Source organism: Sinorhizobium sp. BJ1, assembly GCF_002531555.1.
Lineage (GTDB): Bacteria > Pseudomonadota > Alphaproteobacteria > Rhizobiales > Rhizobiaceae > Sinorhizobium > Sinorhizobium fredii_B.
The window spans coordinates 1-23,739 of record NZ_NWTH01000035.1; the positions used below are offsets into that span (position 1 = coordinate 1).

24 protein-coding genes are annotated in these 23,739 nt (G+C 63.3%); 14 read left to right on the forward strand and 10 right to left on the reverse strand.

Annotated elements, in window-relative coordinates:
• Window positions 1-56 precede the first annotated feature (56 nt).
• From CO676_RS28315 to CO676_RS28345, 7 genes are all read left to right on the forward strand, one after another.
• Entirely contained in the window at window positions 57-1,175 is a 1,119-nt protein-coding gene (locus tag CO676_RS28315; RefSeq protein ID WP_097523543.1) for a glycosyltransferase, read from the forward strand.
• A gap of 18 nt (window positions 1,176-1,193) precedes the next feature.
• Window positions 1,194-2,234, forward strand: coding sequence for a UDP-glucuronic acid decarboxylase family protein (locus CO676_RS28320; RefSeq protein WP_097523544.1), 1,041 nt, complete (start codon window positions 1,194-1,196; stop codon window positions 2,232-2,234).
• A 2-nt stretch (window positions 2,235-2,236) separates the two neighbouring features.
• A complete protein-coding gene (locus tag CO676_RS28325) occupies window positions 2,237-3,004 on the forward strand; it encodes a TIGR04290 family methyltransferase (protein ID WP_097523545.1) in 768 nt (255 codons plus the stop codon).
• A gap of 105 nt (window positions 3,005-3,109) precedes the next feature.
• Window positions 3,110-4,099, forward strand: coding sequence for a PQQ-dependent sugar dehydrogenase (locus tag CO676_RS28330; protein WP_097523546.1), 990 nt, complete (start codon window positions 3,110-3,112; stop codon window positions 4,097-4,099).
• A gap of 150 nt (window positions 4,100-4,249) precedes the next feature.
• On the forward strand, window positions 4,250-5,251 hold the full coding sequence (locus tag CO676_RS28335) for an aldo/keto reductase (RefSeq protein WP_097523547.1): 1,002 nt from the start codon (window positions 4,250-4,252) through the stop codon (window positions 5,249-5,251).
• Window positions 5,252-5,782: 531 nt separating this feature from the next.
• A complete protein-coding gene (locus tag CO676_RS28340; RefSeq protein WP_037470299.1) occupies window positions 5,783-6,019 on the forward strand; it encodes a hypothetical protein in 237 nt (78 codons plus the stop codon).
• A 252-nt stretch (window positions 6,020-6,271) separates the two neighbouring features.
• Window positions 6,272-6,850 (forward strand): hypothetical protein, encoded by a 579-nt coding sequence (locus CO676_RS28345; RefSeq protein WP_097523548.1) that lies wholly within the window; start codon window positions 6,272-6,274, stop codon window positions 6,848-6,850.
• 34 nt (window positions 6,851-6,884) lie between these two features.
• On the opposite strand, the gene CO676_RS28350 is transcribed toward CO676_RS28345, so the two are convergent.
• Window positions 6,885-7,283 (reverse strand): hypothetical protein, encoded by a 399-nt coding sequence (locus tag CO676_RS28350; protein ID WP_097523549.1) that lies wholly within the window; start codon window positions 7,281-7,283, stop codon window positions 6,885-6,887.
• A 191-nt stretch (window positions 7,284-7,474) separates the two neighbouring features.
• Here CO676_RS28350 and CO676_RS28355 point away from each other — a divergent pair, with 191 nt between their 5' ends.
• The 3 genes from CO676_RS28355 (at window position 7,475) to CO676_RS28365 (ending at window position 8,423) form a co-directional block, all read left to right on the forward strand.
• A complete protein-coding gene (locus CO676_RS28355) occupies window positions 7,475-7,870 on the forward strand; it encodes a low affinity iron permease family protein (RefSeq protein ID WP_097523550.1) in 396 nt (131 codons plus the stop codon).
• Between the two features lie 80 nt (window positions 7,871-7,950).
• Complete coding sequence (locus tag CO676_RS28360) at window positions 7,951-8,139, forward strand: hypothetical protein (protein ID WP_097523551.1); 189 nt, start codon at window positions 7,951-7,953, stop codon at window positions 8,137-8,139.
• 35 nt (window positions 8,140-8,174) lie between these two features.
• Complete coding sequence (locus tag CO676_RS28365; RefSeq protein WP_097523552.1) at window positions 8,175-8,423, forward strand: hypothetical protein; 249 nt, start codon at window positions 8,175-8,177, stop codon at window positions 8,421-8,423.
• 6 nt (window positions 8,424-8,429) lie between these two features.
• Here CO676_RS28365 and CO676_RS28370 read toward each other — a convergent pair whose 3' ends face one another.
• From CO676_RS28370 to hutF, 6 genes are all read right to left on the reverse strand, one after another.
• Window positions 8,430-9,005: a HutD family protein gene (locus CO676_RS28370; protein WP_097523553.1), complete on the reverse strand. Its 576-nt coding sequence runs from the start codon at window positions 9,003-9,005 to the stop codon at window positions 8,430-8,432.
• Window positions 9,002-10,483: a histidine ammonia-lyase gene (gene hutH / locus CO676_RS28375; RefSeq protein WP_097523554.1), complete on the reverse strand. Its 1,482-nt coding sequence runs from the start codon at window positions 10,481-10,483 to the stop codon at window positions 9,002-9,004. Before hutH ends, CO676_RS28370 begins: the two co-directional genes overlap by 4 nt.
• Window positions 10,476-11,303: a betaine/proline/choline family ABC transporter ATP-binding protein gene (locus tag CO676_RS28380; protein WP_097523555.1), complete on the reverse strand. Its 828-nt coding sequence runs from the start codon at window positions 11,301-11,303 to the stop codon at window positions 10,476-10,478. Before CO676_RS28380 ends, hutH begins: the two co-directional genes overlap by 8 nt.
• Entirely contained in the window at window positions 11,296-12,153 is an 858-nt protein-coding gene (locus CO676_RS28385) for a proline/glycine betaine ABC transporter permease (RefSeq protein ID WP_014765746.1), read from the reverse strand. Before CO676_RS28385 ends, CO676_RS28380 begins: the two co-directional genes overlap by 8 nt.
• Window positions 12,154-12,288: 135 nt before the next feature.
• The gene (locus CO676_RS28390; protein WP_097523578.1) at window positions 12,289-13,323 is read right to left on the reverse strand and encodes an ABC transporter substrate-binding protein; all 1,035 of its coding nucleotides are present in this window, start codon (window positions 13,321-13,323) and stop codon (window positions 12,289-12,291) included.
• 35 nt (window positions 13,324-13,358) lie between these two features.
• The gene (gene hutF / locus CO676_RS28395; protein WP_097523556.1) at window positions 13,359-14,735 is read right to left on the reverse strand and encodes a formimidoylglutamate deiminase; all 1,377 of its coding nucleotides are present in this window, start codon (window positions 14,733-14,735) and stop codon (window positions 13,359-13,361) included.
• A 129-nt stretch (window positions 14,736-14,864) separates the two neighbouring features.
• Here hutF and hutC point away from each other — a divergent pair, with 129 nt between their 5' ends.
• Together hutC and CO676_RS28405 are read left to right on the forward strand one after the other, a co-directional pair.
• On the forward strand, window positions 14,865-15,608 hold the full coding sequence (hutC, locus tag CO676_RS28400; RefSeq protein ID WP_097523557.1) for a histidine utilization repressor: 744 nt from the start codon (window positions 14,865-14,867) through the stop codon (window positions 15,606-15,608).
• Window positions 15,609-15,636: 28 nt separating this feature from the next.
• A complete protein-coding gene (locus tag CO676_RS28405; RefSeq protein ID WP_179875684.1) occupies window positions 15,637-18,567 on the forward strand; it encodes an aminotransferase in 2,931 nt (976 codons plus the stop codon).
• 2 nt (window positions 18,568-18,569) lie between these two features.
• Here the strand turns inward: CO676_RS28405 and CO676_RS28410 are convergent, their stop codons facing one another.
• Window positions 18,570-19,511: an AraC family transcriptional regulator gene (locus CO676_RS28410; protein WP_041414645.1), complete on the reverse strand. Its 942-nt coding sequence runs from the start codon at window positions 19,509-19,511 to the stop codon at window positions 18,570-18,572.
• A 219-nt stretch (window positions 19,512-19,730) separates the two neighbouring features.
• On the opposite strand from CO676_RS28410, the gene CO676_RS28415 reads away from it, so the two are divergent.
• On the forward strand, window positions 19,731-20,777 hold the full coding sequence (locus tag CO676_RS28415) for an NAD(P)-dependent alcohol dehydrogenase (protein WP_097523558.1): 1,047 nt from the start codon (window positions 19,731-19,733) through the stop codon (window positions 20,775-20,777).
• An 18-nt stretch (window positions 20,778-20,795) separates the two neighbouring features.
• On the opposite strand, the gene CO676_RS28420 is transcribed toward CO676_RS28415, so the two are convergent.
• Both CO676_RS28420 and CO676_RS28425 read right to left on the reverse strand, forming a co-directional pair.
• The gene (locus tag CO676_RS28420) at window positions 20,796-21,260 is read right to left on the reverse strand and encodes an Lrp/AsnC ligand binding domain-containing protein (protein WP_014329579.1); all 465 of its coding nucleotides are present in this window, start codon (window positions 21,258-21,260) and stop codon (window positions 20,796-20,798) included.
• 20 nt (window positions 21,261-21,280) lie between these two features.
• Window positions 21,281-22,444, reverse strand: a complete 1,164-nt coding sequence (locus CO676_RS28425; protein WP_097523559.1) for a M20 aminoacylase family protein — start codon at window positions 22,442-22,444, stop codon at window positions 21,281-21,283.
• 170 nt (window positions 22,445-22,614) lie between these two features.
• On the opposite strand from CO676_RS28425, the gene CO676_RS28430 reads away from it, so the two are divergent.
• Window positions 22,615-23,691: a D-alanyl-D-alanine carboxypeptidase family protein gene (locus tag CO676_RS28430; protein WP_179875685.1), complete on the forward strand. Its 1,077-nt coding sequence runs from the start codon at window positions 22,615-22,617 to the stop codon at window positions 23,689-23,691.
• Window positions 23,692-23,739 lie beyond the last annotated feature (48 nt).

The following is a 23,739-nucleotide window of genomic DNA, read 5'->3' on the forward strand; positions in this document are numbered from 1 at the left end:
CCTGCGCCACGACAGCTTGCGGCAATCAATGGCACGTTGAAAAGGGGTAAGGCCGAATGAGCCGTCCGCTCGACATCGCCATTCTGGGCCTCTCGCTCTCCTCCTCCTGGGGCAATGGCCATGCGACGACCTTTCGAGCGCTGCTTCGGGGTGTCCACGCGACCGGCCACCGAGTGACTTTCCTGGAACGCGACGTGCCCTGGTACGCGCGCCACCGCGACCTGACCGAGCCGGACTTCTGCGAGCTTGTCCTTTATGGGAGCGTCGACGAGCTGCTCACGCTGCATGCCGGCAGGCTGGCTCGTGCCGACGCCGTGGTTATCGGCTCCTACGTGCCGGATGGTGTCGAGGTGATCGACGCGGTCGTCGATCTAGGTCCGAGGCGGCTGTGCTTCTACGACATCGACACGCCGGTAACGCTCGCAAAGCTCGGGCGCGGCGACGAGGAATATCTGGCTCGGCGGCAGGTGCCGTTCTTCGATCTCTACTTCTCTTTTTCGGGCGGCCAGATGCTCGATCGGCTTCGCGGCGAGTTCGGGGCGAGGCGACCGATGCCGCTCTACTGCACCGTCGATCTGGACATCTATCGCAATACCGGTGCGCCGAGAGAATGGGACCTCGGCTATCTCGGAACCTTCAGCCCCGACCGACAGCCGACGCTCGAGCGCCTGCTGATCGAGCCGGCGCGGCGATTGCCGGAAATGCGGTTCGTCGTTGCCGGCCCGAACTATCCCCCCCAGATCGATTGGCCGGGAAATGTGGAGCGCATTGAGCATCTGCCGCCTGCCGAACACGCCGAATTCTACAGCCGCCAGCGGTTCACGCTGAACGTGACGCGTGCCGACATGCTCGCGGCAGGCTGGTCGCCGAGCGTGCGGCTCTTCGAGGCGGCCGCCTGCGGCACACCCCTGATCAGCGATTGGTGGGAGGGCATCGACAGTTTCTTCCCGCCCGAACAGGCCGCGATCATCGCGCGCAGCAGCGACGACGTCGTCGCAGCACTGACGAGCTTCGACGATCGTCGGTGCAAGGCCATCGCCGACAACGCCTATCAGCGTGTCGCAAACGCGCACAGCGCTGCGGTGCGCGCCGGAACCTTCGTCGAGGCCATCGGAAGCATCGCGCCCAAGACCGATCTCGCCACGAGACATTCCGAGCGGCGGCTTCGGGTATAACCGAAAGGAGAACGGCCTATGGCAAAGAGAAACGGAGCAAATCGCGGCAAGGTCATCCTCGTTGCCGGCGGGGCCGGCTTCGTCGGGTCCCACCTTTGTTCAGCACTGCTTGCTGCCGGCAATCGGGTGATCTGTCTCGACAGCTATCTGACGGGATCCCCGGCCAATGTCGCCGGCCTTCAGCGCAACCCGTACTTTACCATGGTCGAACAGGATGTCTGCGACGAGATCGCCAGCGATGAGCCGCTTGACGAGATCTACAATCTCGCTTGCCCCGCCTCGCCGCCGTCCTACCAGGCCGACCCGATCCATACGATGATGACCAGCGTGACCGGAACGGGAAATCTGCTGCGGCTTGCGGCACGGCACGGTGCCAGGTTCCTTCAAGCCTCGACGAGCGAGATCTATGGCGATCCGCAGGAGCATCCGCAGCAGGAGGAGTATTGGGGGCATGTCAATTGCACCGGTCCGCGGGCTTGCTACGACGAAGGCAAGCGGGCGGCCGAGACGCTGTGCTTCGACAGCCTGCGCGCCGGCAGCGTTGACGCGAAAGTGGCGCGCATCTTCAACACCTACGGCCCGCACATGCGTCCGAACGACGGGCGGATCGTGTCGAACTTCATCGTTCAGGCACTGAACGACGAGCCGCTGACGGTTTATGGCAGCGGCGAGCAGACGCGGTCCTTCTGTTTTGTGTCCGATCTCGTCGAAGGATTGGTTAAGTTGATGAATCGCGATCCGAATCCAGGTGTACCGGTGAACCTCGGCAATCCGGGCGAGTTTACCGTCATCGAACTGGCCGAACTCGTGCTTTCCAAAGTCAGGACGGCGTCGACGATCGCCTACGCGCCCTTGCCGCCCGATGATCCGCAGCGCCGCCAGCCCGATATCTCCCGGGCAAAATCACTTCTCGGCTGGGAGCCAAAGGTTCCGCTGCAGGAGGGGCTGACGCACACCATTGCCTGGTTCGAGAGGATGATTCCGAAGCAAAGGCCAGTGCGCCGGGGCGGCCGTTCCGAGCTTCAGCCGAAAATGTCCGTCCTCTCTCAGGATCTTTGATCATGGTTCAGGAGACGAAATACCGAACGGCGATCGAGGACGAGATCCTGGCACTCGGACCCTGGTTCCACAACATGCGGATCGCGGGCGTCGAAACGTCTCCCGATCACTTTCTCGGCGATTACCCTGCGGTGAAATGGAAAGCGTTCAAGCATGTGGTGCCGGAGGACCTCGAAGGCCGCAGCGTGCTCGATATCGGCTGCAATGCTGGGTTCTATTCGCAGGAGATGAAGCGCCGCAACGCCGGCCGGGTGCTTGGCATCGATTCCGATCCGCGCTATCTGCGGCAAGCGAAATTCGCCGCCGAACAGGCCGGAATGCGGATCGAGTTCAGGCTGATGTCCGTCTATGACGTGGCGCAGCTTCGCGACAGGTTCGACCTGGTGATCTTCATGGGTGTTCTTTACCATCTGCGCCATCCGCTGCTGGCGCTCGATCTCCTCTACGAGCACGTGGTCGGTGACCAGATGCTTTTCCAGTGCATGCAGCGCGGAGCCAAGTCGGTCTCGCCGCTCGAAGCCGATTACGACTTCGGTGAGTGGGATATTTTCGATCGTCCGGACTATCCCAAGCTGTTCTTCGTCGAGCATCGCTTCGCCGACGATCCCACCAACTGGTTCATCCCGAACTGCGCCGGCGTCGAGGCGATGCTGCGCAGCGCCGGCTTCGTCATCGAAGCGAACCCCGAGCGGGAGGTCTATCTGGTGCGCAAAGGGGAGCGGCCCTTCATGGGCGAGCCGACGCCGCTCATCGGCTCCACGAACCGGTAGGTCCACGAATCGATCACTTCACCGTGAGGTCTGGGCTCCGGCTTGAAACCACAATAAACCGCTCCAATTCCCTCCAGCAATTCAGCTTGTATTCGGAGGGCGCCGATGGCCGTCTTTGCCGCTAAAGCCGGATTTCTCACGCTTGCCGCTGTCGCGACTGTCGCCTTCGGCGTTGTCGGCCGGGCACGGGCCGAACTGCTTGCCCGCGTTCCCGCCGCGCGCGAAATGGCGGTCTGTGGCGACATGTTGTTCGTCGGGACGAAGGGCTCCTCGGTCTATGCCGTGCCGTTGTCAGGCGGCCGTGCCCGGCGTGTCGCCTCCGGGTTCTCCGCTCCGAACGGGGTCGCATGCGCCCGCGACCGCTTGTTCGTCGCGTCGAGGGACAGCGTTACGGCCTTCGACATCGGGCGCGGCGGCGCTCTCAGCGGCCGGCGCGATATTCGCCGGGACCTGCCGAATTCGGGAGCCCATAGTTTTCGCTATATCGCCGTCGGTCCCGATTCGCGGCTCTATGTGTCGTTCGGATCACCTTGCAACATCTGCTTGCCGCGCGGGCTGCAAGGCACGATCGTCAGCATGAACCAGGACGGCTCCGGCCTACGACGCGTCGCCTGGGGCGTGCGCAATTCGGTCGGCTTCGATTGGCGCGGCGGCACCATGTTCTTTACCGACAACGGCGCCGACCGGATGGGCGACGACATCCCGCCCGACGAGCTGAACGCGCTCCGACCGGGCGGCTTTTACGGCTTTCCCTATTTCGGAGGCCAGATCCGGCTTAAAGGGTTTGAGCAGGCGCCGCCGCCCGCCCGCCAGATAGCACCCGTCTTCAACTTTCAGGCCCATGTCGCGGCGTTGGGCATCCATTTCTTCCGCAGCCTCGGCGGCGACGCGTTGGTCGCCCAGCATGGCAGTTGGGACCGGTCCGTGCCCGTCGGGTATCAGGTCGTGCGGCTGCGCTTTCGGGGCGGCCGGCCGGTGTCGGCGACGACCTTCCTCAGGGATGTCGGCCGGCCGGTGGACGTTAAGGAAGCGCCGGACGGTTCGGTCCTCGTATCCGACGATGCCGGCGGCGCGATCTACATCTTCAGACGATAACCCCCAAGGGTCCTGTCAGCGGCGCTTTTCATTTCCTATCGTGAAGTAGTTTTTCATTTCTGAAAAACACCTTGCGGAATCCGAGCTTCTGATCGCCGACTTCCGATGACATGGTTGCTCACCGCCGCACCACGAAGGGAAGGGACCGCCATGCTTGCCAGCGACATCTCTACGATCGGACGCAGACCATTGGGACGTTCCGGCCTCTCGGCTGGAGCCATTGGCTTAGGTGGTTGGGCGATCGGCGGCTATTTCACCCTTCGTGGAAAGCCGGATGGTTGGGGTGAGGTCGATGACGAGCAGTCGATCCGCGCCATTCGTCTCGGGCTCGAAATGGGTGCATCGCTGATCGACACGGCCGATGCCTACGGAACCGGGCGCAGCGAAGAGGTGATCGGCCGGGCACTCAGCGGGCGAAGAGGCGACGCTATCATCGCAACCAAGTTCGGATACACCTACGATCGCGCCGCCCGCGCTCTCATCAGCACCGATGTCAGTCCCGCTTACATCAACGAGGCCTGCGCGGCATCGCTCCAGCGTCTCAGCACCGATTATATCGACCTTTATCAAATTCATGTCGGGGAACTTTCAGGCGATCAGGCGGATGCGGCCGGCGAGACGCTCGAAAAGCTGGTGGAACAAGGTGCCATCCGTTTCTGGGGCTGGAGTACGGATAACGCCGCCGCGGCGAAGCGACTGGTGAAATTTCCGCATTTCGTCGCGGTTCAGCAGGAGCTGAATGTTTTCACGGATGGGCCGGACATGCTTGCGATGTGCGAAAGCAACGACCTTGCCAGCCTTAATCGCTCGCCCTTGGCGATGGGATTCCTGACCGGAAAGTTCCGGGCAGATACGCGCTTGCCCGCAAACGACGTGCGCGCGGCCGGGCACAGCTGGGTGCGTTTCTTCGAGGACGGGCGGCCGCGTGCCGATTATCTCAAGCGCCTTGCCGAAGTGCGGGAGCTGCTGCAGACCGGCGACCGGACCTTGGCGCAAGGGGCACTCGGCTGGATTCTCGCCCGTTCACCCAACACCTTTCCCATTCCCGGATTCAAGACGGAGGTGCAGGTGCGCGAGAATCTCGCCGTGCTCGAGAAGGGCGCGTTGCCGGCAGCCACGATGGCGGAAATCGACGCGATTCTCGGCAACTAGGGCAATCAGCGATCGCTCAGCCGCGATCAGCCCCATGCAGGCTCTGGTTGGACCGGCCGCTCAAGGCCGGTCCAATATGTTCGTCTCGAGCCGTGTTGCGAACGGCCGGAGGCTGTAAACCGCATGTACGCTGACTGGCCGTTGATGGGAGCGGCAAAGTGTTGCGGTCCTGCAACGCATCCGGTGGCGATTGCTGCAATCCGAAATTGTGTATTTGCCAATCGGCCGGACTCGTGTATGTTGGCGCCACTTGCAATTCAAGCCAGAGGAGGCGTGAAATGGATACTATTCTCGTGACTGTGCGCCTCACTCGCGGAACGGCTGCTGTGGCCTCGATGCATCGTGCATCCAGCCCGAGCCGACTTTGTGTCCAGGGCTATTAAAGCCCGGATTTCCGCTGATTGGCGCTATCCCAATTTGACCTGACGTGACCGGCTGACGGAGCGATTTGCTCGTATTTCGCGTCCGCACCCGTGCGTCTTTCTTACCTTCGAGAGGACCTGGCCGCGTCGTGCGCCGGGACGGAAAATCATGCGCGAAACACAATTATTAGTTGTTGATACCCTTGCCGCAACGGTCGATGACCTGTTCCGGAAATTTGGCGCCAGGAAGACTGCGCGTGCGTTGCTTCTGGCACTCTGGAGACATCGTCAAATGACGAACCAAGTCTCCCATCTGTCCGATCGCATGCGCCGCGACATCGGTCTTCCCGAGAATGAGGACCGGCTGCTGGAAGCCAGATTTTCCCTTTGGGATGTACGGCTTTGAAGTGCCGCCCGACCGGGGCGAGCGCGGGGTCCGCGGAGGGGTGCCATGGGCGCCCCTCCTACGTTTTCTGGCCTGCTCGATCAGTGGGGCCAACCCGACGTCAGCGGCCGCGGGCCGGAGTAGGAGTTTTCCTGCTTCCCGCATGATGGAGAACGGCACTAACCCAATCGCATGAATGGTGCGCAGACGTAGCCCGCAGTATTATGGCGCCTGCTCCTCGCGGGAGGCGGTGGAGCGAGGGAGGACCGAGCCATGCCTATGTCTTCGGTGCCGCGTTGTCTGTGGCCAAGCTGTCTGGCGGCAGCCATTGCTTTCATGTCCGCACATCTGGTGAATGCGTCCGACAAGCTTCCGCCGGAGCTCGAGAAGCTCAAGGCGTCGCTGGAAAAATACCAGGATCCGGTGGTTGCCGTGCGCGACGGCTACTTCTCGACGCTGGGCTGCGTCACGTTCGCGAGCGGCACGATGGGGGTGCATTTCCTGAACCCCGCCTTGATCGGCCCGGTGCCCGATCCGATGAAGCCCACTCTGCTGGTCTACGAGCCGGTTGGCGACAAGCTGCAGCTGGTTGCGGTCGAATGGCTGATACCACTCGCGACGGGCGTCAAGCCTAAACCTGAGCTGTTCGGGCAGCCCTTTGACGGGCCTATGGAGGGTCATGAGCCGCTCCTGCCGGCACAACTGCATCATTACGATCTGCATGCCTGGATCTTCAAACCGAACCCGCTCGGCCTGTTCCATCTGGTCAATCCGGACGTCAAATGTCCGGAGGGCCCCTATACCCTCCTGGAAGAGGCGCCGAAATTCGTGCCGCACCACGGGGCGCAGTGAGAAGAGAGGCGCCGAGGCTCCTCCGGCATATTTGTCAGCGATCATGGTGTTGAGGGGAGGTGTTCAAATGCCCCTCCAGGGCGGATGTGAACGAGGGGAAGCGATGACCGTCCAACGGCGAGAGACCCTTGGTCTCGCCGGGGCGACGTGTGCGCCTCCTGATGGCCAACATCTCGGTGGAGAGATTGTCGAGATATTCCAGAGCCTCCTTGGCCGCCTCGGCCATGACCGTACTGCCATCCACTGCGGCCCCGCTCCGCAGCTCGTTTCGGACGTCCTCCACGGCCTCTGCAATGAACCGTTGCGGGTCGTCAGTCTGCGCGGCAATCCAGTGCATCAAACGGCACATCAACATCTCGTTAACGCGCATCGCGGCGACAGTCTGGCCGAGCATCAATGTGAGTTTCTGAAGCTTGTTCTCTTTCTGAGGCATCGGAACCTCTTCCGTCCTGGCATTTTCTCCTCCCCGTCGCTCTGGTGGCGGCTTCGGCTGCCGCTCGTATCGGCACAGGCTGAACGGCAGGCAGGGCGATTTGTTCCGTATATGGACTGTCCGGGAATCTGGCCGATAGGAACCAAGCGGAGCCGTCGCCGCGTTCGCGGTTTTCGAAAGGAGACCGCCAGATGCAGTCGATCTTTACCCGATTTTCGAACCAAATTTCCAGTTTCGCCGGGAGGCCGATCACTTTTGCCGTGTCGTTCTCTGCGATCGACATCTGGGCCGTGTGCGGGGCGCTCATCGATTTCCCGGCAAAATGGCAGCTCGCCGTCAACACCTGCACGACGATCACAACGTTTCTGATGGTGTTCGTGCTTCCGAACTCTCAGAACCGCGACGATATCGCGCTGCAGGCCAAGATCGACGAGCTGATCCGCGTGAGCGACGCCGAGAACCGCTTCATGGGAATAGAAAAGCTCGACGGGCTAGAGCTGAAGGAGGTTCGCCGCGACTGCATGTCCGAGGGTACGGAGGCCAGGGAGGCAGCGAACGGCGTCACGGCCGCGGCCGGAAAGGCGTGACTGGTTGTCGCGAACCTTGGCGAGGAATGTGGAACCAAACCGGCCTGCCGGCGTTTTTCGGCAGAGGTGGGAGGTGAAGAATGAGACACATGGACATCCGCAAGCTCGAAAAGACCGATGCCAAGCATGTCTGGGACGTCGCGGAGTATTGCAGGCGGAGCGGCATTCACAAGGCCGAGGAGCAGCGCCTGATCAAGGTCCTCGGCAGATATGCTTCGGCCCATGAGCTTCAGATGAATGTCGTGCGTCCTCAAACGCGCACACGCTGAGGCGTGATCGCGCGTCGATTTGCGGAGCAAAGCGCGTGTGGGCAGTCCTCGCCGGTGCATTCCTGTTTATCTGCGGCGTTCTCGTGATGACGTGGGAGGCGCTTGGCCGACGACGGCTAAGTGAACCGCCAAATCCCTATGAAAACGATCCGAAGACGCTGGAGCCCCGGCACCAGGGCTTGAGGTTCCTCGGGCTGACGCGGAACTGGCACGCGGCGGCATTGATGGCTGCCGGTGCAATCCTCTTGCTCTTCGGTGCGATCCGATATGCCTTGGTGCTCTAAGGTGCTCTAAGCTGAACTGATCTCTACCAGGAAGACTTCGGAGGCGATGTCGGCCGACAGAGTGAGGGCGACAGGGTGCTGGAGCACCGCCGTATCCAGTGCGTGCAAGGTCGCAGAGACGCCTTCGGTTGACAGCGCGACGCTGCCGCGGTGGCAGAAGAGAACGAGTTCCCGGGCGTGGGTGGTGATCGGTTGCGAATGGTCGACATGGAGTTTTCGCACCCGATGCCTGAGCGTCTGCCGGCGGGTCATGACATTGAGGTCGGTGATCGGGCCGTTCGCGAGTTTGGCCGACGTCGTGACATCGGCGGGAAAGGAGAGGGGTGCATCGGCCGTTGTCAAAAGCTTCGGCGGCCGACCCTCGATCAGCAGCGTCATGCCGGCGCCTTCGAGGATGGAGAGCGTTCGGTCGATGCCGGAAAAGCTGGAGAACAGGCCGTCATTGGCAACCGTCGCCATGCTGACGCGCCAGTCGAAATCGGAAAGCGGCGCACGATCCGGCGATACGGCGATTTCGACAGTCTCGCCACCGCCGTTCTTCCAGGGCATGTGCCTGTAGTCGTTAGAGCGCAGGATCTTCATGGTGCCACTCCTCGCATGAGGTTGCACATCCGGTCGAAATCCTCGTTCATCGGCCGGTCGTCGGTGTAGGTTGAGATTGCTCCGCGAATGCGGCCATAAAGTGCATCGGTGCGCGGTGCCCTGCCGCGGGAACTGGGCTGCATTTCATAGGCTTGCGTTGCCGCCAACAGTTCGATCGCAAGGATCCGTTCGAGATTGTCGAGGATCGACAAGACCTTCCAAGCGGCAGGCGTAGCATGCGTCAGGATGTCCTCCTGCAGCGCAGAGGTGATGCCGCCGTCAAGGCTTGCCGGCGCTGCCAGCCGGCGGTTTTCGGCGACAAGGGCCGCGGCCGTGTACTGGGCAATCATGAAACCGGAGGAGACGCCGCTGTCATCGGCAAGAAACGCCGGGAGACCGCTGACGAGCGGGTTCACCAGACGGTCGATGCGGCGCTCCGAAATCGCGGCGACTTCGGCTGCGGCGACGGCGAGACTGTCCATGGCGAGGCCGAGCGCCGCTCCGACGGCATGGGCCTGCGAATGCACCCGCGGAGCCTCCGGCGCGCCGGAGACGGCCGGATTGTCGGTGACGCTCGAAAGCTCGCGGTCGACGATCTCGGCGACCTGAGCGAAGGCATCGCGCGCTGCTCCATGCACCTGCGGAACGGCTCTCAGACTCAAAGGATCCTGCGTGCGGGTCGTCTCGGCGAGCATCGGGCTCTCGGCCAGCCAGTCGCGCAGGTGCTTGCCGACCGCCTGAAGGCCCGGCGATTGCCGCAGTGCCAGTGGGCCCTCGGCAAAGGCCTCGGCCTGGCTGCCCAGATTTTCATAGGTCATCGCCGCGGCCGCATCGGCCCAGACGAAGAGCCGTTCCATGCGCGCCAGCGCCAGCGCCGCCTGACCGGTGGCGCAGGGCGTGCCGTTGACGAGACTGAGCCCTTCTTTCGCATGCAACCTCAGCGGCTTCAGCCCGACCCGGGCAAGCGCCTCCCTGCCGCTGAGCTTCTCGGCCCCGCGCATGGCCGTGCCATGACCGATCAAGACCAGGCCTATGGCGGCGGCGTGGGTAAGATAGCCGACCGAGCCGCGCGAGGGGATGAGCGGCATAATGTCGGCGTTGAGCAGCGCCAGCAGCGCCTCGACCGTCTCGATCCGAACGCCGGAATAGCCGTGCGCGAAATTGGCGATCTGCGCCGCCATCACGGCGCGGGCTTCGGCTCGCGCGAGCGGGTCGCCAACGCCGCAGGCGTGGCTCAGGATGATGTTGCGCGACAGGGCCTGCTGGTTCTCGCGGCTGATCACGACATCGCAGAGCGCGCCGACGCCCGTATTGATGCCGTAACCGCGGATGCCGCGCTCGACCAGCGCATCGACGATCAGGCGGGCATCGATGATCCGCTGACGCGTCGGCTCGGCCAAGGCGAGGTGGGCGCCGTCAGCAACGGCGGCGATCTCGCGCCATGTCAGCGGTCCATGGATGGTGATCGTCTTAGTCATGCTTCTCGGGTCTTCCCTGCCGGCGCTGGACGAAGCGCGCGACATAGTCGTTTGCCGGATTGTCTAGAATATCACCGGGCGAGCCGACCTGCACGACCTGACCGTCTTTCAGGATGGCGATCTCGGATCCGATGCGCAGCGCCTCGTCGAGATCGTGGGTGATGAAGACGATGGTCTTTGCAAGATTCTGCTGCAGTTGCAGCAACTGGTCCTGCATGTCGCTGCGGATCAGCGGATCGAGGGCGCTGAAGGCCTCGTCCATCAGGATCACGTCGGTATCGGCGGCGAGCGCCCGTGCTAGCCCGACGCGCTGCTTCATGCCGCCCGAGAGCTGGTGCGGGAATTTCGCATCGTAGCCCGATAGACCGACCGTCTCGATCCACTTCATGCCGATCTCGCGGGCATCGGCCTTCGAGACGCCGCGCACGCGCTGACCGTAGACGACATTCTGCAGCACGGTCCGGTGCGGCATCAGGGCGAAGCTCTGGAAGACCATGCTGACGCGCCGCATGCGGAAGGCGCGCAGCGCCTTCGCGTCTAGGTCGAGGATGTTGCTGCCGTCGAAGACGACCTCGCCACTCGTCGGCTCGATCAACCGGTTGATATGGCGCACCAAAGTCGACTTGCCGGATCCGGACAGCCCCATGATCACGAAAATCTTGCCGGCGCCGATTTTTAGACTGACATCGTTGAGACCGACGCTGCAGCCGGAGCGGGCCAGGATATCGGCCTTGTCCAGGCCGTCCTTGACCATTGCGAGCGCCTTCCTCGCATCATGCCCGAAGATTTTGTAGACGTTGCGGATTTCGATATCAGCCATTGCGGGCGTCCTCCGTCCGGGGCTTGCCGAAGCCCTGCGTGATGCGGTCGAGCACGATTGCGAGAATGACGATGCCGATGCCCGCCTCCAGGCCCTTGCCGACATCGAGTGTCTGGATGCCGTTCAGCACCTGTTCGCCGAGCCCGCGTGCACCGATCATCGAGGCGACGACGACCATCGACAGCGCCATCATGATCGTCTGGTTGAGGCCGGCCATGATGGTCGGCGTGGCGAGCGGCAGCTCGACGCCGAAAAGGATCTGCGTAGGGCTGCCGCCGAAGGCGGTTGCCGCTTCGACAACCTCGCCATCGACCTGGCGGATGCCGAGATCGGTCAGGCGGATCAGCGGCGGAACCGCATAGATGATGGTCGCGAGGATCGCCGGCACCTTGCCAAGACCGAAGAGCATCAGCGCCGGGATGAGGTAGACGAAGCTCGGCATGGTCTGCATGACGTCGAGAACGGGCAGGGTGACGTTGCGCACGACGCGGCTCTTGGCGACGAGGATGCCGATCGGCACGCCGATCACCACCGAGACGATGGTCGCCATCAGCATCAGGGCGAGCGTCTGCATCGTCAGGTCCCAGAGACCGAGCACCCCGACGGCGAGAAGGAGGACACCGACGGCAAGCGTCAGCGTCCAGCGCTTCGAACTCTGCCAGGCGAGTGCCATGAAGGCGAGAATGACAAGCCACCAGGGCAGGCCGCGCAGGATCCATTCGAGGAACAACACGGCCTTCAGGATGACGCCGCTGATCGCCTTGAACACCCAGCCATAATTGGTGACGAGCGCCTGGATGAACTCATTCACCGGGGCGCGGATCGAAAGATTGAGAGAGTCCGGAAACATCGGAACCGTTCCTTGCTCAGAGAGCCGCTGGCGGTCATTGTCGCCTGACCGCGGGCAGCTTGGCAGCCTGCGAGCCGCCGCGCCTTCCGTCACGAACGGTAAGGCACGGCGAACGCCTGCGGGGTTAAGCTCGCCTTACTTGAGGCTTGCCTCGATCTTGCCGCGGGCCTCGTCGGAGACCCACTTGCCCCATATGTCGGCCTTCGTCTTCAGGAACTCAGCCGCGGCCGCGGCCGCGTCGACCTTGTTGTCGACCATATAGGCAAGGCTGCCGTTGACCTCTTCGAGCGGGAAGGTTGCCTTTTCAAGGATCGCGACGATCTCGGGTGCTTCCGAAGCGAAGGTGCTGTTGACGCCGTAGGCGACGTCGACCGAGGGGAAGGCGCAGCCTTCCTCGCGCTTGCCGTTGGCGCTGCTCAGTTCCTTCCAGCAGGCTTCGTTATAGGCCGGCTCTTCGAGCTGGACGAGCTTGAACTTCCCCATGATCGCGGTCGGCGACCAGTAATAGAAGAGGATCGGCTCACCCTGCAGATAGGCGGAGGTGATCGCCGAATCGAGCGCCGTGCCCGTGCCGGGGCGGAAGTTCACATAGGCCTCGCCGAGATTGTAGGCTTCGAGCTTGGCGGTGCTGACGCCCTCGCAGGTCCAGCCGGAGGGGCAATTCAGGAAGCGGCCCTTGGACGGCTCCTCCGGATCGGCGAAGACCTCGACGACCTTCGGATCGGAAAGCTGCGAAACGCTCTTGAGGTCCGGCGCCTTGGCTTCGAGATTGCGAGCCGGATCGCCGTGGACGACATAGTCGGGCACGAACCAGCCCTCGCTGGCGCCGACGAAGGTCTTGCCGATGGCAACCACCTTCTTTTCTTCCACTGCCTTGTTCCAGATGTCGGAGCGGCCGAGCCATTCTTCGGCAAATATCTGCACGTCGTTGTTGGCGGTCGCCTGTTCCAGCGTCACGGAATTGCCGGGAATGGAATCGACCAGGCAATCATAGCCCTTGGCGAGGATCGTCTTCATGACCTCGGTGATGAAGGCGCCGCTTTCCCAATCGATGCCGGCGAAGGTCACGGTCTTGCCATCGCCGCAATAGGAAGCATTGGCAGCGCCGGTAGAGACCGCCAGCATCAGGCCGGCGGCAGCGAAGGTGAGTTTCATTGTGCTGATCGACATGCGCATTCCCCTTTTTTTGATCGTCGAATGGTTCGCTATTTCAGCTTGGTCAGAACCCGCGCGAAGGCGCGGTCGATGTCTTCCTCCCGGTCATGGTGTCCGTTGCGGATCTTCCATTGGCCCGCGATCATGACGTCGCGGACAGTCTCGCCGCCGAGCGCAAAGAGCCAGCGGTCCAGAATCCGATTGCCGCTGGCGGCGGCGATGTAGGGATTGGCACCGTCGAGCACGACGAGGTCCGCCCGAGCACCGGCCCTGATACCTGCCGTGCCGAGGCCGGCCGCCTGGGCGCCGCCGGCGAGCGAGGCGTCGAAAATCGTTCGGCCGACGGAAGCGCCCGGGCCGGCGGCGAGCCGATTGCGCCGGCGGTCGCGCAGCCGCTGGCCATACTCGAGGAGCCGTAGCTCTTCCGCGACGCTGGTCGCCACATGGCTGTCGGTGCCGATTCCGAACCGCCCGTCGGCGGCCAGAAAGTGAGTGGCCGGGAAGATGCCGTCGCCGAGATTGGCTTCGGTCGCCGGGCAGAGGCCGGCAACCGCGCCCGACTTCGCCAGGCGTTCGGTCTCCGCCGCCGTCATGTGTGTCGCGTGGATGGCGCACCAGCGCCGGTCGACCGGCATTTCGTCAAGGAGCCACTCGACCGGGCGGCGGCCGCTCCAGGCGAGGCAATCCTCGACCTCGCGGGTCTGCTCGGCGACGTGGATGTGGATCGGTCCGGAAACCGGAGCCGCGCCGAGAATCCGTTGCATCTCGTCAGGGGTCGCGGCGCGCAGCGAATGGATGGCATAGCCGAGCTCGGCGCCAGCTTCGGCGCTGACCGGAACCAGCCGCTCGAGGAGAGCGAGAAAGCGATCCGCATCGTGCAGGAACGGGCGCTGGCCCGGATTGGGAGCCACGCCGCCGAAATTGGCGTGCGCGTAGAAGACCGGCAGGTGCGTGAGGCCGATGCCGGTCGCTTGCGCCGCGTTCAGGATGCGCAGCGACATCTCCGCCGGATCGGCATAAGGGGTGCCGTCAGCCATGTGGTGAAGATAGTGGAACTCGACGACGCGGCCGAAGCCGCCCTTCAGCATTTCAACATAGAGTTTTGCGGCGATCGCCTCGACGTCGTCTGGGTCGACAAGGCCGACGGTGCGGTACATCGCCTCGCGCCAGGTCCAGAAGCTGTCGTCGCCGCTGCCCGCCACTTCGGCAAGACCGGCCATGGCGCGCTGAAAGGCGTGGGAGTGCAGGTTCGGCATGGCCGGAACGAGGGGACCGGCGGTTCGCTCGTCGCCCGGAGCTGTCGCCTGGTCGGCTTCGACCGCCGCGATGCACCCGTCACTGTCGATGGAAATGACGACGTTTTCCGCCCAACCCGTCGACAGAAGCGCCTGCTCGGCGAAAAGCCGGTGAGCGGAAAAGGCAGACATGCTTCCTCCTGTACGTGGTTGTATATGGAACTATAGATATTTTCTGGTGGCGCGCAAGCTCAAAATCGTCGAAAACAGTCCTGAATTGCCGGCGGCATGTCGGTTCAGTGCCGACGAACGGAGCATTTTATGACGTCAATGGAGCGCAAAAGCGACGTATCCGCCTTTGAGGACGGGCCTATCCCGCGCTACGAAGCGGTGAAGCAGTTCATCCGTAGCCGCATCGAAAGTGGCGAATGGCCAGCGCATCATCGCATCCCGTCTGAGAACGACATCGTTGCCGACCTAGGGGTCAGCCGCATGACCGCAAACCGCGCCTTGCGCGAGCTGGCAAGCGAGGGCGCGATCACACGGGTGCAAGGTGTGGGGTCCTTCGTTGCTCCGCACAAGGGCAGCACGGCGCTGCTCGAAGTCCGCAACATTGCCGACGAAATTCGAGAGCGGGGCCACCGTCACACTTCCAGTATCGATCTCCTCGAAGAAGGGTCGGCGAACCCCGAAATTGCCGTTGCGCTGGGATTGGCGACCGGGGCGCGCGTCTTCCACTCGATCATCGTTCACGCGGAGAATGGCGTGCCGATCCAGATCGAGGATCGTTTCGTAAACCCCCTGATCTGTCCCGACTACCTGGGACAGGATTTCACCAGCATGACTCCCAATGCCTACCTGACGCAGGTGGCACCGATCACCCGCACCGAGCAGGTCGTCGAGGCGGTGTTGCCGCAGCCCTGGGAGTGCAAGCTGCTTTCGATCGGCCGCAACGAACCCTGCCTGATGATCCGTCGGCGAACCTGGTCGGAAAACAGGAATGTCACGGTCGCGCGGCTGCTCTATCCCGGCACGCGCTATCGCCTCGAGGGCGTTTCATCGTAAAGACATCCTTGAGATGGACGGGAGCGGAATGATGGAAGAGGACTCGCTGAAGCGCCGCACTGAGCTCGCAAGGCCCGACGTGTCGGCCGACGAAGCGAAGGCGATCCTGCAGGAGCACTACGGCCTCTCGGGCGAACTCGTCGAGCTCGGCAGCCAGCAGGACCGCAACTATCGCGTCGACACAGGCGACGGTCGCTTCGTGCTGAAGATCGCGAGAGCGGAATACGCGCGCGTCGAGCTCGAGGCCCAGAACGCGGCGTTGCGGCATGTGGGCGCCAAGGCCGATGCGCCGCTGGTGCCGAGGGTCGTGGCTTCACTCGATGGCGACGAGATTGTCACGGCCGTCGTGCGCGACGTCACCTACCAGTTCCGGCTGCTCAGCTATCTCGAGGGCACGCCGCTGACGCGCCGCAAGCATCTCTCGGTAGAAACCGTTTCGGCCCTCGGCGACCTCGCTGGCCGGCTCGCCGCGGCGCTCGTGGACTTCGATCATCCGGGACTCGAGCGAGAACTGCAATGGGATCTGCGGCGGGCGGGTCCGGTGGCGCTCCAGCTGCTTTCGGCGATGACGGACGTCGATATGCGCAAGCGCATCGCCGAAGCGATGGTGGGTGCGATGCGCCGTGTGCAGCCGCTGATGCCGGAGCTCCGCCTGCAGGCGATCCATCAGGACGTCACCGACGACAATGTGGTGAGCAGGGCGGAGAAGAGCGGCCGCCTCGTTCCCGAGGGCGTCATCGATTTCGGCGACGTGCTGAAGGGCTGGCTGGTCGCGGATCTTGCCGTTACCTGTGCGTCGCTGCTTCACCACGCGGATGGCGATCCTTTCCGCATCCTGCCGGCGGTCAAGGCTTTCCATGCGGTCTGCCCGCTGACGGAGGCGGAACTCAAGGCGCTCTGGCCGCTGATCGTCGCGAGAGCCGGCATTCTGGTCGCCAGCTCTGAACATCAGCTCGAGATCGAGCCGGACAATGCCTATGTCCAGGGCAACGCCGCGCACGAGCGCGAGATCTTCGATGTCGCCGTCTCCGTTCCCTTCGAGCTTATGGACTGTGCAATCCGTCAGGCCGTCGGCAAGGAGGCGCTGCCGACCGACCTTCCGATGCCTGGCCGCCTGCTGCCGGATGTCGACCCGGGCCGTGTCGGGATTGTCGACCTGTCGTTGCTCGGACCGCATCTGCCCGCCGACCGCTGGCACTATGAGGACACCGAGGCGCTGCTTCTGCAGTCGGCGGCGCGTGCGGCGGGCACTGCTGCGACCCGCTACGGCGAGTTCCGCCTGACGGAAACGCGGCTTGTTCAGGCGAAGGCTCCCAAGACCCTCGCCCTCCATGTCGACCTTTGCCTGCACGGACAGACGGCGGTTCACGCCCCGTTTGCCGGCCAACTCCACCAGCGCGGTGGCAGGCTGATCCTCTCGGCACAAGGCCTCCACCTTCATCTGCTGGGTATCGAGCCGGCAGCAGGTGACGGTGGAAGCGTCGAGGCAGGGGACCGGATCGGAACGATCCCCGCCAACCCCACGTCGCTCGGTTTCATGCGTGTCCAACTCTGCACAGCCGGGGAAATCAATCCGCCACCCTTCGCGGCCGCGCATCAGGCGGGGGCCTGGCGTCGGCTTTGCCCGTCGCCGGCGCGTGTCCTCGGTTTCGATTGCGATGCGCCCGCGCCCGATGCGGCGGCGCTGCTGGAACGGCGTCAACGCCATTTCGCGCGCCCGCAGAAGAATTACTACCGCAAGCCGCCCGAAATCGAGCGCGGCTGGAAGGAGCACCTCTTCGACGTCGAAGGGCGGGCCTATCTCGACATGGTCAACAACGTCACCATCGTCGGCCACGGCCATCCGCGTATGTCCGCCGCGGTCGGGCGGCAATGGTCGCTGCTCAATACGAACTCGCGCTTTCACTACGCGGCGGTCGCCGAGTTTTCAGAGCGGCTTGCAGGGCTTGCACCGGAAGGGCTCGATACCGTCTTCCTCGTCAACAGCGGATCGGAGGCCAACGACCTCGCCATACGGCTCGCCTGGGCCTATTCCGGCGCGCGCAACATTCTCTCTCTGCTGGAAGCCTATCATGGCTGGACGGCGGCGAGCGACGCGGTCTCGACCTCGATTGCCGACAATCCGCAGGCGCTGACCACCCGGCCGGACTGGGTGCATCCGGTCGTCTCGCCGAACACCTATCGCGGGCCATATCGCGGCGAAAGCTCGACGGGTGAATACGTCGGCACCGTCGCTGCAAAGCTCGCGGAACTGGACGAGAAGGAGGGAAGCCTCGCCGGCTTCATCTGCGAGACTGTTTACGGCAATGCCGGCGGCATACCGCTGCCGCCCGGCTATCTCGAAGCCGTCTATGCAATGGTGAGGGCGCGCGGCGGCATCTGCATCGCCGACGAGGTGCAGGTCGGCTATGGCCGGCTCGGGCATTATTTTTGGGGCTTCGAGCAACAGGGCGTCGTGCCGGATATCATCACCGTCGCCAAGGGCATGGGCAATGGCCACCCGCTCGGTGCCGTGATTACCCGCCGCGAGATCGCCGACGCGCTGGAGGGGGAGGGCTATTTCTTCTCGTCCGCCGGCGGCAGCCCGGTGAGCTCCGTCGTCGGACTAACCGTCCTCGACATCCTGCATGACGAGGCCCTGCAGGAGAATGCCCGCACCGTCGGCGACCACTTGAGGGATCGGCTCGAGGCGCTTCGGGCACGGTTCCCGATCGTCGGCGCGGTTCACGGCATGGGGCTCTATCTCGGTGTCGAATTCGTCCGCGACCGCGAGACGCTCGAGCCCGCGACGGAAGAGACAGCGGCAATCTGCAACCGTCTCCTTGATCTCGGCGTCATCATGCAGCCGACCGGCGACCACCTCAACGTGCTGAAGATCAAGCCGCCGCTCTGCCTCAGCCGCGAGAGCGCCGACTTCTTCGCCGACATGCTGGCAAAGGTGCTTGACGAGGGTTGGTAAGGCTAGCCTTCGCTCAGCATCTCCGCCTCGCCGGTCAGGCGGTCGACGAGGCTGCGGCGAACGCGGCCAATGTCGCGCGCGGGCGGTTCGCCGAAGTGACGGGCATATTCGCGGCTGAACTGCGACTGACTGTCGTAGCCGACCTGGTGGCCGGCGTCGCCCGCGTCGAGGCGCTCCTCCAGCATCAGACGTCGCGCCTCCTGCAGGCGGAGCTGCTTCTGGTATTGCAGCGGGCTCATCGCCGTAATCGCCTTGAAATGATGATGCAGCGAGGAGACGCTCATGCTGACCCGGCTTGCCAGATCGTCGATGCGCAGCGGCCGGGAATAATGTTCCTTCAGCCAGGCGACGGCGCGGCCGATCTGGTGTGGCTGGCTCTCGGCCGTCGTCATCTGCCGCAGCCTCGCCCCATGCGGCCCGACCAGCAGCCGATAGAGAATTTCCTGTTCGATGAGGGGAAACAGGACGGCCATCTCGACGGGCCTATCGAGAAGCCGCAGCAGGCGCAGCGCCGCATCTTCCAGATCGGTCGTAAGCTTGTTGACCGTCATGCCGCGCGGCGAGGCGGGCGACCCCGCCGGCTGGTCGCCGATCCTGTCGAGAAGCGCCGGAATCTTCGCCGTATCGATCTGAAAATTCATGCTGAGATAGGGCTCCTCGCTGGAAGCCAGCGAGATTTGCGACAGTACCGGCAGGTCGATCGAGGTCAGCAGATAGTCCGACGCTCCATAGACGAAGAGTTCCCCGCCCAGAACGACGCGCTTGGCGCCCTGGACGATGATGGCCAGGCTCGGCTTATAGGCGGCACAGTTCGGCTTGGCGGAGCTCGAATGCCGGTGAACACTGAGGCCAGGCACGATGGTCGGATGGTCGCCGTCGTGCCCGGCAATTCGGGCAATGATCTCGATCATCTCCTGGCGCGGCGTCGGTGTCGTAACGGTCATATTCGGCGTTCTTTCCAGTGCTTTAGATCTTTGCGGGGTGCGACACAGATAGGAAGAAAACGCGATGCCGCCACCGCGTTTCATTCATTCTTGCAGGATTGTGCAAAAACTTTGCAGGATCGCACTAACGCAACGGCCGTCGGGACAGCATAGTCCGCCTTGCCGCCCGAGGTCCATGCCTCCCTAGGCGCGCTATTCCCAGACATGAAGGAAAGACCCATGGCCATTGCAAGAGGATATGCGGCAACGGACGCATCGAAGCCGCTCGCCCCTTTCACCTTCGAGCGTCGCGAAGCGCGTGACGACGACGTCGTCATCGACATCCAATATTGCGGCGTCTGCCATTCCGATATCCACCAGGCCCGCGATGAATGGGGAAACGCGACCTTCCCCATGGTGCCGGGCCACGAAATCGTCGGCATCGTTCGAGCGGTCGGCTCGAAGGTGACGAAGTTCAAGCTCGGCGACCGGGTCGGCGTCGGCTGCTTCGTCGATTCCTGCACGACCTGTGCCACCCGTGATGTCGATCTCGAACACTATATGCCGGGCCTGGTCGTGACCTATAACGGCGTCGAGGCCGATGGAAAGACTCCCACCCAGGGCGGCTATTCCGACCACATCGTCGTCAAGGAAGGCTATGTCCTTTCGATCCCGGAGAACCTGCCGCTTGATGCGGCAGCGCCGCTGCTCTGCGCTGGGATCACCCTCTACTCGCCGCTCCGCCACTGGAAAGCCGGGCCTGGAAAGAAGGTGGCGATCGTCGGCATGGGCGGTCTCGGCCACATGGGCGTCAAGCTCGCCCATGCGATGGGCGCAGACGTCACCGTCCTCAGCCAGAGCCTTTCAAAGAAGGAAGACGGGCTGAGACTCGGCGCCGACCATTACTATGCAACCAACGATCCGCAGACCTTCGAGAAGCTCGCCGGAAGCTTCGATCTGATCATCTGCACCGTAGGAACCGAGATCGACTGGAATGCCTATCTCAATCTCCTGAAGGTCGACGGTGATTTCGTGGTCGTCGGCATTCCGGAGAACCCCGTACCGGTCCATGCCTTCTCGCTGGTGCCGGCGCGGCGCAGCATTTCCGGCTCCATGATCGGTTCCATCAAGGAAACGCAGGAGATGCTGGATTTCTGCGGCGAGCACGGCATCGTCTCGGAGATCGAGATTATCCAGATGCAAGAGATCAATGCAGCCTATGAGAGGGTGCTGAAGAGCGACGTGCGCTATCGGTTCGTCATCGACATGGCGTCTATAAAGGCGTGACCCGATAGGCTGCTGCTGTCAAACGAGCGGCAGCGGCCCATCGTTCTTGATTTCCTCCATCACCGCATAGGTGCGGGTTTCCTTGACGCCCGGCAGCGTCCACAGCACCTGGCCGAGGAAATTGCGGTAGGCGGCCATGTCCTCGAAGCGGGTCTTGACGAGGTAGTCGAAGCCGCCGGCGACCATGTGGCATTCGAGCACGGCCGGCGCCTGTTTGATGGCGGCGGCGAACTGATCGAAGACTTCCGGCGTCGTCTTGTCGAGCATTACCTCGATGAAGACCAGCAGCCCGAAGCCGAGCTTGTGCGGATCGAGCCGTGCCCCAAAGCCGGACACATACCCTTCCTTCAGGAGCCGCCGCAGCCGCTCGCTCGTCGCGGTCGGAGAGAGGCCGATCCGGTCCGCCAGTTCGAGATTGGTGATCCGCCCGTCCGCCTGCAGGATGTTCAGGATTCTGCGATCGGTCTTGTCGATCTGATGCATTTGCCCCCCGCTCAGGTCTTTCAGGCGGCTAGCCGCGTTTCCGCGAGCTTCACCCAGTAGGTGATCCCGTGCGGGATCACCTCGTCGTTGAAGTCGTAAGCGGGGTGATGAAGGCCGGCGGATTCGCCATTGCCGATGAAGACGAAAGCGCCGGGCCGGGCAAGCAGCATGTAGGAGAAATCCTCGCCGCCCATCATCGGGTCGAGCGCGGCGTTGACATTGCCGTCGCCGGCAACCGTCGCGGCGACGGCAAGTGCGTGGCCGGTCTCTTCCGCATGATTAACCGTCACGGGATAGTTGCGGCCGTACCAGACGTCGACGGTCGCGCCATAAGCGCCGGCAATGCTTTCGGCGATTTGGCGGATCCGCGCCTCGCCGATGTCGCGCACCTGCGGCGTCAGCGCACGCACCGTGCCGGCCAGCACCGCCTGTTCCGGAATGACGTTGTGAGCGAAGCCGGCATTGAACTTGGTGACGGAGACGACGATCGACGCGAGCGGGTCGACGGTGCGCGAGGCAATCGTCTGCAGCGCGTTGACGACCTGCGCGCCGATGGCGATCGGGTCGATGGTCTTGTGCGGCTGTGCCGCGTGACCGCCGCGGCCTTTGACCGTAATGGTGAACTCGTCGGTGGAGGCCATGATAGGGCCGACGCGGCTGCCGAAATGGCCGACCGGCATGCCGGGCATGTTGTGCATGCCGTAGACCTCCTCGATGGCGAAGCGCTCCATCATGCCGTCCTTGACCATCTCGTTGCCGCCGCCGCCGCCTTCCTCGGCCGGCTGGAAGATGACGGCGACGCTGCCGGCGAAATTGCGCGTCTCGGCGAGATATTTCGCGGCACCGAGCAGCATGGCCGTGTGACCGTCGTGGCCGCAGGCGTGCATCTTGCCGGGCGTGGTCGAGGACCAGGCCTTGCCGCCCGTCTCGGTGATCGGCAGGGCGTCCATGTCGGCCCGCAGGCCGATGGTGCGGCCCGAGCCGAAATTGCCGCGGATGAGGCCGACGACGCCGGTCCGGCCGAGGCCGGTCACGATCTCGTCAACGCCGAATTCCTTCAGTTTCTTTTCGACGAAGGCTGCCGTATTTTCCACCGCGAAAAGGAGCTCCGGGTTCATGTGCAGATGGCGCCGCCACTCGGTCACTTCGTTCTGGAGTTCGGCGGCACGGTTCAATATCGGCATGATGATTCCCTGTGGGTCTGTTCGGTGGATGGCCCCGAGGCCAGGTGAATGGCTTTGCCATCTCCTTGCCATATAGGCTAAATAGCCGGACGATACGAGGCAACTGCGGAAATTCGAGGTTAAGGATAGTGGTGACAGTTCGACTTAGGATGCGCAACAGGGTAGGAGCGATGGGCGTCCTTGCCGGTGTTTGTGCGGCATTGGCGGCGGCGCTTCCGGCGTCGGCCAATCCGCGGCTCGTCGTCGACGTCGCAACTCTCAAAGTCTACGAGCATCAGGACATTTTCCAGAAATGGTATCCGGCGTCGCTGACGAAGCTGATGACGGCCTATACGACGTTTCAGGCGATCAAGGCCGGACAGTTGACGCTGGAAAGCCCGGTCGTAATGACGAAGAACGCTGCGTCCGAGCCGCCGAGCAAGATGTTCTACAAGCCCGGCCAGGCGATGACGCTCGACAGCGCGTTGAAGATGATGCTCGTCAAGTCGGCCAACGACGTGGCCGTGGCAATTGCCGAAACGGTCGGCGGATCGGAACAGGCGTTCATCGATCGGATGAATGCGGAAGCGCGGCGGATCGGCATGACCTCGTCGCATTTCATCAACGCCAACGGGTTGCCAGGCCCGGGCCAGTACACGACCGCGCGCGACCTCGCCGTTCTGGCGATCACGCTTAAGCGCGAATTTCCGCAATACGCTTCCTATTTTTCGCTGGAAGGCTTCACCACCGGCAAGAAGGACTATGCCAATTACAACATGCTGATCGGCCGCTTCGAAGGTGCCGACGGCATGAAGACCGGATTCATTTGCGCGTCGGGCTTCAACCAGGTGTCGTCGGCGACCCGGGATGGCCGCAGCGTCGTATCCGTGGTGCTCGGCGAGGACAGCCTCGGCGCCCGCGCCGACGAGTCGGCCCGGCTTCTGCAGATCGCACTGACGACCAGTGCCGCTGAAAAGCCGTCGCTGACCGCGATCACGCCTTATGGTGAAAGCCGCGAAATGGTTGCCGACGTCAGCAAGGAGATCTGCTCCAAGCAGGCGGCGAAGGTTCGTAGCGAAGGCCGCGACGAGGCCGGCCGGCAGAAGCTGCTTTCGCCCTATATCCACGAAATCGACCGACCGCTGAAGCTTGCCTTCGCCGGACTTATTCCGGGTAGCGGTGATAAGACCGCCAAGGCGGGCAGCGACGTCGCCGGCCAGGGCGATGTCGCCAATATCCCGGTCCCGGTGCCGCGCCCGAGTTTCTAGAGAGGACAAGGACGTAAGGGCGGTTTTCCGCCCGCATCCCGCTCAATT

Excerpts from the sequence above, each read along its gene's own strand:
- CO676_RS28315 (WP_097523543.1), top strand. The coding sequence starts at position 57 with ATGAGCCGTCCGCTCGACATCGCCATTCTGGGCCTCTCGCTCTCCTCC.
- CO676_RS28320 (WP_097523544.1), top strand. The coding sequence starts at position 1,194 with ATGGCAAAGAGAAACGGAGCAAATCGCGGCAAGGTCATCCTCGTTGCC.
- CO676_RS28325 (WP_097523545.1), top strand. The coding sequence starts at position 2,237 with ATGGTTCAGGAGACGAAATACCGAACGGCGATCGAGGACGAGATCCTG.
- CO676_RS28330 (WP_097523546.1), top strand. The coding sequence starts at position 3,110 with ATGGCCGTCTTTGCCGCTAAAGCCGGATTTCTCACGCTTGCCGCTGTC.
- CO676_RS28335 (WP_097523547.1), top strand. The coding sequence starts at position 4,250 with ATGCTTGCCAGCGACATCTCTACGATCGGACGCAGACCATTGGGACGT.
- CO676_RS28340 (WP_037470299.1), top strand. The coding sequence starts at position 5,783 with ATGCGCGAAACACAATTATTAGTTGTTGATACCCTTGCCGCAACGGTC.
- CO676_RS28345 (WP_097523548.1), top strand. The coding sequence starts at position 6,272 with ATGCCTATGTCTTCGGTGCCGCGTTGTCTGTGGCCAAGCTGTCTGGCG.
- CO676_RS28350 (WP_097523549.1), bottom strand. The coding sequence starts at position 7,283 with ATGCCTCAGAAAGAGAACAAGCTTCAGAAACTCACATTGATGCTCGGC.
- CO676_RS28355 (WP_097523550.1), top strand. The coding sequence starts at position 7,475 with ATGCAGTCGATCTTTACCCGATTTTCGAACCAAATTTCCAGTTTCGCC.
- CO676_RS28360 (WP_097523551.1), top strand. The coding sequence starts at position 7,951 with ATGAGACACATGGACATCCGCAAGCTCGAAAAGACCGATGCCAAGCAT.
- CO676_RS28370 (WP_097523553.1), bottom strand. The coding sequence starts at position 9,005 with ATGAAGATCCTGCGCTCTAACGACTACAGGCACATGCCCTGGAAGAAC.
- hutH (WP_097523554.1), bottom strand. The coding sequence starts at position 10,483 with ATGACTAAGACGATCACCATCCATGGACCGCTGACATGGCGCGAGATC.
- CO676_RS28380 (WP_097523555.1), bottom strand. The coding sequence starts at position 11,303 with ATGGCTGATATCGAAATCCGCAACGTCTACAAAATCTTCGGGCATGAT.
- CO676_RS28385 (WP_014765746.1), bottom strand. The coding sequence starts at position 12,153 with ATGTTTCCGGACTCTCTCAATCTTTCGATCCGCGCCCCGGTGAATGAG.
- CO676_RS28390 (WP_097523578.1), bottom strand. The coding sequence starts at position 13,323 with ATGTCGATCAGCACAATGAAACTCACCTTCGCTGCCGCCGGCCTGATG.
- hutF (WP_097523556.1), bottom strand. The coding sequence starts at position 14,735 with ATGTCTGCCTTTTCCGCTCACCGGCTTTTCGCCGAGCAGGCGCTTCTG.
- hutC (WP_097523557.1), top strand. The coding sequence starts at position 14,865 with ATGACGTCAATGGAGCGCAAAAGCGACGTATCCGCCTTTGAGGACGGG.
- CO676_RS28405 (WP_179875684.1), top strand. The coding sequence starts at position 15,637 with ATGATGGAAGAGGACTCGCTGAAGCGCCGCACTGAGCTCGCAAGGCCC.
- CO676_RS28410 (WP_041414645.1), bottom strand. The coding sequence starts at position 19,511 with ATGACCGTTACGACACCGACGCCGCGCCAGGAGATGATCGAGATCATT.
- CO676_RS28415 (WP_097523558.1), top strand. The coding sequence starts at position 19,731 with ATGGCCATTGCAAGAGGATATGCGGCAACGGACGCATCGAAGCCGCTC.
- CO676_RS28420 (WP_014329579.1), bottom strand. The coding sequence starts at position 21,260 with ATGCATCAGATCGACAAGACCGATCGCAGAATCCTGAACATCCTGCAG.
- CO676_RS28425 (WP_097523559.1), bottom strand. The coding sequence starts at position 22,444 with ATGCCGATATTGAACCGTGCCGCCGAACTCCAGAACGAAGTGACCGAG.
- CO676_RS28430 (WP_179875685.1), top strand. The coding sequence starts at position 22,615 with ATGGGCGTCCTTGCCGGTGTTTGTGCGGCATTGGCGGCGGCGCTTCCG.